The organism is Nostoc sp. 'Peltigera membranacea cyanobiont' 213, from assembly GCF_002245975.1.
Lineage (GTDB): Bacteria > Cyanobacteriota > Cyanobacteriia > Cyanobacteriales > Nostocaceae > Nostoc.
Genome location: NZ_NOLI01000230.1, coordinates 1 through 6659 on the forward strand (window position 1 = coordinate 1; position 6659 = coordinate 6659).

7 protein-coding genes and 1 tRNA gene are annotated in these 6659 nt (G+C 43.0%); 6 read left to right on the top strand and 2 right to left on the bottom strand.

Annotation, left to right across the window (positions count from 1 at the left end):
- Positions 1–11: 11 nt before the first annotated feature.
- The gene (accC, locus tag CDG77_RS32645; RefSeq protein ID WP_094333345.1) at positions 12–1355 is read right to left on the bottom strand and encodes an acetyl-CoA carboxylase biotin carboxylase subunit; all 1344 of its coding nucleotides are present in this window, start codon (positions 1353–1355) and stop codon (positions 12–14) included.
- Positions 1356–1438: 83 nt separating this feature from the next.
- On the bottom strand, positions 1439–1636 hold the full coding sequence (locus CDG77_RS35960; RefSeq protein WP_223270105.1) for a hypothetical protein: 198 nt from the start codon (positions 1634–1636) through the stop codon (positions 1439–1441).
- A 164-nt stretch (positions 1637–1800) separates the two neighbouring features.
- Here CDG77_RS35960 and CDG77_RS32650 point away from each other — a divergent pair.
- From CDG77_RS32650 to CDG77_RS32675, 6 genes are all read left to right on the top strand, one after another.
- Positions 1801–1883: transfer RNA gene (locus CDG77_RS32650), tRNA-Leu, on the top strand.
- Positions 1884–2006: 123 nt separating this feature from the next.
- Complete coding sequence (locus CDG77_RS32655; protein ID WP_094333346.1) at positions 2007–2630, top strand: chorismate lyase; 624 nt, start codon at positions 2007–2009, stop codon at positions 2628–2630.
- Between the two features lie 128 nt (positions 2631–2758).
- Positions 2759–3322, top strand: a complete 564-nt coding sequence (locus tag CDG77_RS32660) for a Uma2 family endonuclease (protein ID WP_094333347.1) — start codon at positions 2759–2761, stop codon at positions 3320–3322.
- Positions 3323–3409: 87 nt separating this feature from the next.
- Positions 3410–3823 carry a Uma2 family endonuclease gene (locus CDG77_RS32665; protein WP_094333348.1) on the top strand — a complete coding sequence of 138 codons (414 nt, stop codon included), beginning with the start codon at positions 3410–3412 and terminating at the stop codon, positions 3821–3823.
- 87 nt (positions 3824–3910) lie between these two features.
- On the top strand, positions 3911–4477 hold the full coding sequence (locus tag CDG77_RS32670) for a Uma2 family endonuclease (RefSeq protein WP_094333349.1): 567 nt from the start codon (positions 3911–3913) through the stop codon (positions 4475–4477).
- A 406-nt stretch (positions 4478–4883) separates the two neighbouring features.
- Positions 4884–6632 (top strand): DUF3352 domain-containing protein, encoded by a 1749-nt coding sequence (locus CDG77_RS32675; protein ID WP_094333350.1) that lies wholly within the window; start codon positions 4884–4886, stop codon positions 6630–6632.
- The last annotated feature ends 27 nt before the right edge of the window (positions 6633–6659 follow it).

Here is a 6659-nt window from a genome sequence, read left to right on the forward strand (position 1 = left end):
TCCTCAATCCCCTATCCGTTCATCTCCTGGACAAAATTTGTATAGACATTACCCTGCAAAAATTGTGGAGTTTCCATAATTTTTTGATGGAACCCGATAGTGGTAGGTAGTCCAGTAATGGCACATTCGCGGAGTGCGCGTTTCATGCGGTTGATAGCAGTGGGTCTGTCTGGGGCCCAAACAATTAACTTGCCGATCAAAGAATCGTAATAAGGCGGGATTTGGTAATCTGTGTAAACGTGAGAATCAATCCGAACACCAGGGCCTCCGGGCGGCAGATAGCCACTAATCCGTCCTGGAGAGGGGCGAAAGTCATGATCTGGGTCTTCAGCGTTGATCCGGCACTCGATCGAATGACCCCGCAAAACTACTTGCTCTTGGGTAAGCTTGAGTCTTTCCCCTTGAGCAATCCGAATTTGTTCGGCAACCAAATCTATCCCAGTAATCATCTCTGTTACAGGATGTTCCACTTGAATCCGGGTGTTCATTTCCATAAAGTAGAATTTACCCGATCTATCCAAGAGAAACTCGATAGTGCCCGCCCCACTGTAACTAATGAATTGGGCAGCTTTGACAGCAGCTTGTCCCATTTTCTCACGCAGGTCTTGGTCGAGAGCCGGACTGGGGGCTTCTTCTAGTAGTTTTTGATTCCGGCGCTGAATTGAGCAATCGCGTTCGCCTAAGTGGATGACATTACCGTAGTTATCCGCCAAAATTTGAAATTCGATGTGGCGGGGACGTTCAATAAATTTTTCGATGTAAACGCCAGAATTTCCAAAAGCTGCTCCTGCTTCCCCTTGGGCTGCTAGGAAAAGTTTGACAAATTCATCTTCAGAACGAACTAGGCGCATACCCCGCCCACCACCGCCGGCTGTGGCTTTGATCATCACTGGATAGCCGATATCCTTGGCGAATCTTAATCCTTCTTCCTCAGATTCTACTAACCCCTCAGTACCTGGCACTGTCGGGACTCCAGCTTTTTGCATGGTTTCTTTGGCAGTGGATTTATCGCCCATCAGCTTGATAGATTCTGGAGTTGGGCCGATAAAAGCAATATGATGGTCGGCACAGATTTCTGCAAACCGGGCATTTTCTGCCAAAAAACCATAGCCAGGATGAATTGCAGTGGCATTGCGCGTCAGGGCTGCGGCAATAATATTGGGAATATTCAAATAACTTTTACTGCTAGCTGGTTCGCCAATACAAACCGCTTCATCAGCAAGTTGAACGTGGAGAGCATTCCGGTCAACGGTGGAGTGAACCGCGACTGTGGCAATTCCCATTTCTTCACAGGCGCGGAGAATGCGAAGGGCGATTTCTCCCCGATTGGCAATTAATATTTTGTCAAACTTCATTTTTTAGTTTCGATATCATTACCAGTAGATTCACATTTTCCCCGATCCAACTTGAAACGACGCTTCCGCATTATTTAAAATTATCACAGGAGATTCGCCACCCTGATTCTAAGCAAACTCGCATATTGTAGGCTTGCTGCCTTTACAGGTTTTACTACACTAACAACATTGCTGCTGTAAGTCTTGGCTAGCTTACCAAACTGGGCTTTTGCGATCTGCGATCGCCACTGGCTCATGGCGGGTACGCGATGCCTGCGGCGGGCTGCGCCTACGCACCGCATCTCCCACAGTCGCTCTACCCTTTTTAATATCACTTGTGCAGATGCTAAATTTCTGTCAGTCTGATACCGCCTTGAAGAAATTTATATTTTTGAGAAATATAACTTTAGATATCACCTTACTATAATTATTTTCTTATGCTATAGTCTATCTTTAGACAAGTCGTGCGGATGTGGCGGAATTGGTATACGCGCACGCTTGAGGTGCGTGTGGGCAATGCCCTTGGGAGTTCGAGTCTCCCCATCCGCATATTTTTGTTTGTCAAGGGTCAATAGTCAAGGGTCAATAAACCTGAGACTATTGACCCTTAAATCTTGGTATAGCTCTGTTTTTTATGCTTTTATAGAGATACGTGAAGTTTTGTAAAAAGCATTGAGTATTACTTTTACGTCGATAAATAACTTAAAACAGCCAGCAGCTTGGCATCGCCTCACTCCGATTTGGCAAGGAGGGGAGGAAGTAATTCAAAAAAGTTTACCTCACACTCAGCTAGCACCTGCTTGGCAGCTCATGCTTTTGGGTGATGGCTCTCCTACACGTCACTTAGAATTGCTTACAGGCGAGTCTGTAGAAGTAGATGTGATTGATATGTCATTGATTGGCATGGACTTGGATGCTGCACCTGATTTAATTCAAGCTGTTCCGGGGCCGCGACTACGGCGACAAGTGTGGCTGCGGACTGCTTCTGGTCAACGATTAGCCTATGCTACCTCATGGTGGGAAGCTAGTCATGTAGATGAGTATTTGCAAAATCGTTCATTACCAATTTGGGCAAGTTTAGCTCGTCTCCGCACAGAGTTGTATCGGGATGTTCGCGGGATTTACTATGGTGACTCATCGGCGCTAGAGTCTGGTTTTGGAGTAACTGGGCCTTTTTGGGGTCGCCATTATTTGTTTTGGCATCATGGACAGCCACTAACCCTAATTTATGAAGTCTTTTCGCCTTATTTAACTAAATATTTGGGGGCTATGCAATTAAATTCTCAAAATCAGTAAAAGCCTGCGATCGCAACTGAGTTAAACCAAGTAGCTGAAATCTTACAATTAAATTAATGAGTTTTCGGTGATGATTTGCCGTTGTTAGTCCTACTAATGCGAGCAATAAAGGCACAAGGAAAGATTTAATGAATACTGTTGTTTTAAATCTAGAACCGATTGCTCATTTAACCGATGAGCAATTTTATCAATTGTGTATTGCCAATCGTGATTTAAGCCTGGAAATGAATGCAGGCGGGGAATTAATAATTATGCCACCAGTAGGAGGAGAAAGCGGAAATCAAGAAGCAGATTTAATTACAGACTTAAATAATTGGAATCGTCAAGCTAAATTAGGGAAAGTTTTTAGTTCTTCAACTATCTTTATACTTCCCAACGGTGCAAAACGTTCACCTGATGCTGCTTGGATAAAATTGGAGCGGTGGGAAGCTTTAACACCAGAACAACGAAAAAAATTTCCGCCACTTGTACCCGACTTTTTGATTGAACTGCGATCGGAGACAGACAGGCTTGCACCAATTCAAGAGAAAATGCAGGAATACATTAAAAATGGTCTGCGTTTAGGTTGGCTGATTAATCCTCAAGATCGTCAAGTTGAAATTTACCGACTTTTGAAAGCTGTAGAAGTTGTGCAAATGCCAGCAATTATTTCTGGAGAAGATATATTACCTGGATTTGAGTTGCAAGTATAAGAGGGTTGCAAATTACACCTAAATAAATTTTCCAACAAGCAAGAATTTCCTACTGATGTTAGCAAGAAAGACACGAGGAAAGGTTTCATGAATACTGTTGTGCTAAATCTAGAACCGATTGCTCATTTAAGCGATGAGCAATTTTATCAATTGTGTGTTTCTTCAACTATCTTTATACTTCCCAACGGTGCAAAACGTTCACCTGATGCTGCTTGGATAAAATTGGAGCGGTGGGAAGCTTTAACACCAGAACAACGAAAAAAATTTCCGCCACTTGTACCCGACTTTTTGATTGAACTGCGATCGGAGACAGACAGGCTTGCACCAATTCAAGAGAAAATGCAGGAATACATTAAAAATGGTCTGCGTTTAGGTTGGCTGATTAATCCTCAAGATCGTCAAGTTGAAATTTACCGACTTTTGAAAGCTGTAGAAGTTGTGCAAATGCCAGCAATTATTTCTGGAGAAGATATATTACCTGGATTTGAGTTGCAAGTATAAGAGGGTTGCAAATTACACCTAAATAAATTTTCCAACAAGCAAGAATTTCCTACTGATGTTAGCAAGAAAGACACGAGGAAAGGTTTCATGAATACTGTTGTGCTAAATCTAGAACCGATTGCTCATTTAAGCGATGAGCAATTTTATCAATTGTGTGTTGCCAATCGCGATCTCAGTCTGGAAATGAATGCAGGCGGAGAATTAATAATTATGCCACCAGTCGGAGGAGAAAGTGGAAATCAAGAAGCTGGACTGATCGCTGATTTAGAAATTTGGAATCGTCAAGCTAAATTAGGGAAAGTTTTTAGTTCTTCAACTATCTTTATACTTCCCAACGGTGCAAAACGTTCACCTGATGCCGCTTGGGTAAAATTGGAGCGGTGGGAAGCTTTAACGCCAGAACAAAGAAAAAAATTTCCGCCACTTGTACCCGACTTTCTGATTGAACTGCGATCGGAGACAGACAGGCTTGCACCAATTCAAGAAAAAATGGAGGAATATATCAAAAATGGTCTGCGTTTGGGTTGGCTGATTAATCCTCAAGAGCGTCAAGTTGAAATTTACCGACTTTTGAAAGCTGTAGAAGTTGTACAAATGCCAGCAATTGTTTCTGGAGAGGATATATTACCTGGATTTGAGTTGCAATTATTATAGTTTGTCCCAAAAAATATTGCACTCATTATATGGTGCGATGGTGTCCCGCCGAGCGTAGGCGATCTCTACTGAGCAAAACCAAATACGTGAAATCATACAATGAAATTATCAAATTTGGTAGTACTGCCGTAGACTAATGAGTTTTCGGCAATGGTTTGCCGTTGTTAGGCGAAGGAATTAATCTTAGCGAAACGTCCTACTAAATTCAACAAAGCGTGTTAAAAATGGTAACTGAGTCAAAAACACAGCTTTTGAAAGACTAGGGAAAGTTGATTATCTAAGTAGCATCAGCATCTAAGGTAGAAAAATTTAATCCAATTAACTGCCTTAAAGAATGGTTAAACCAGTTGATGTACTTGACTAATCAAGCAAGTAATGAGTTTGCAAGTATAAGGTATAGGTTTCAATGGCACCGCCTCTTGTGTCTGTTCCGATGAAGAAAAAAAAGAAACCGTCTCTGGTGCTGACGCTCTCGGCTGCTGGGCTATTGATTGGTGCGGGGACTGTAGGATACTGGTTGTTAAGCCAGAGACAAATATCTTCTGGTGATTTGCTAGTAGGTGCAAATATTATTCCTGGTGATGCGCTTTTTGCGGTTTCTCTGACAACAGATCCCCAGCAGTGGCAGAAATTGCGGCAGTTTGGGACAAAAGAAACCCAAGCAGAACTGGACAAAAATTTAGTAGAATTGCGCGATCGCTTTCTGACTAATAATGGTTACGATTTCCAGAAAGATATTGCTCCTTGGGTAGGCAATGACGTTACAATCGCAATTCTTGCCCCAGCAACAGCGAGTAAAGCTGCACCTAAACCAGTTGCTACCAATGAAGATGCTGCCAGCGATCAGCAGTCGATGGTAATGGTATTGCCAGTAAAAAATCCAGAAATCGCCAAAAACATTTTGGCACAACCCAAAACCCTTAAACAAGGCAAATGGATTGACCGGATTTATCAAGGGATCGCTATTAAACAAAGTGAGGGACAAGCAGGGGAAAACTTCTCAGCAGCATTACTCGATGGGCGTTTTTTAGTCATCACTGATAGTCCCAAAGCCACAGAACGAGCGATCGATGCCTACAAAAATCAAACATCCCTAGCGACAACAGGGGGCTTTGCTGAGAATTTTCCAAAAATTGCCAACGATCAACGCTTTGGGCAGTTTTACGTGAATGTGCCAACAGCAGCCAAAATAGCCGCAGCTTCTCCAAACCGCCCTCTACCTGCTCAAGTTTTGGCTCAACTGCAAAATAACCAAGGTTTAGCAGGGACAATGACTTTAGAGGCAGAAGGAATCCGCTTTAAGGGTGTTTCTTGGTTAAACCCTAATAGTCAACGGGTGCTAGCGGTGGAAAACAAAGCTGGGAAAATGCAAAGTCGCGTACCAGCAGAAACCTTAATGATGCTTTCGGGGGGAAACTTACAGAGGTTATGGGGAGATTACGTTTTAACATCTCAAGGAAATCCCCTCTCACCGATCGCACCAGAACAACTCAGAGGTGGGATAAAATCTCTTACCACTCTTGATTTAGATAAGGATTTGCTCAGTTGGATGAAAGGCGAATTTTCCTTATCAGTGATTCCTAGTACTCCAAAAGAAGGTTCACCAGACAATTTTCGTTCGGGTTTAGTGTTTATGGTACAAGGCAGCGATCGTAATTCAGCCGAAGCATCCATAAAACAGCTAGATGATGTGATGAGAAATCAATACCAGTTTCAAGTCCAATCTGCGAAAGTTGCAGGACAACCCGTTGTTAACTGGGTTTCACCTTACGGTACTTTAACTGCCACCCACGGCTGGTTAGATGGAGATGTCGCCTTTTTAGTAGTGGGCGCTCCTATCACTGATAAGATTGTTCCCAAACCCAACAACACACTAGCTAGCACGATCCCCTTCCAACAAACAGTTCCTACAGAACCAAATCCCACAAATGGTCAATTTTTCCTGGATGTGGAACGAACGGTGAAAAATTTCCCTTTACCAACTCTAATTTCCAATCAACAAACTTTGCTTGATGCAACCCGTTCAATTGGGATGACATCCGCCGTCAGCGACAGTCGTAGTAATCTTTACGATATTTTTATAGCACTCAAAAAAGTTAGTAACACGACTCCCTTGCCTAGTCCAGAAAGCAATAAGGGCAACTCTGCTAGATAAGAGAGCAGGGGGCAGGGAGCCGGGAGC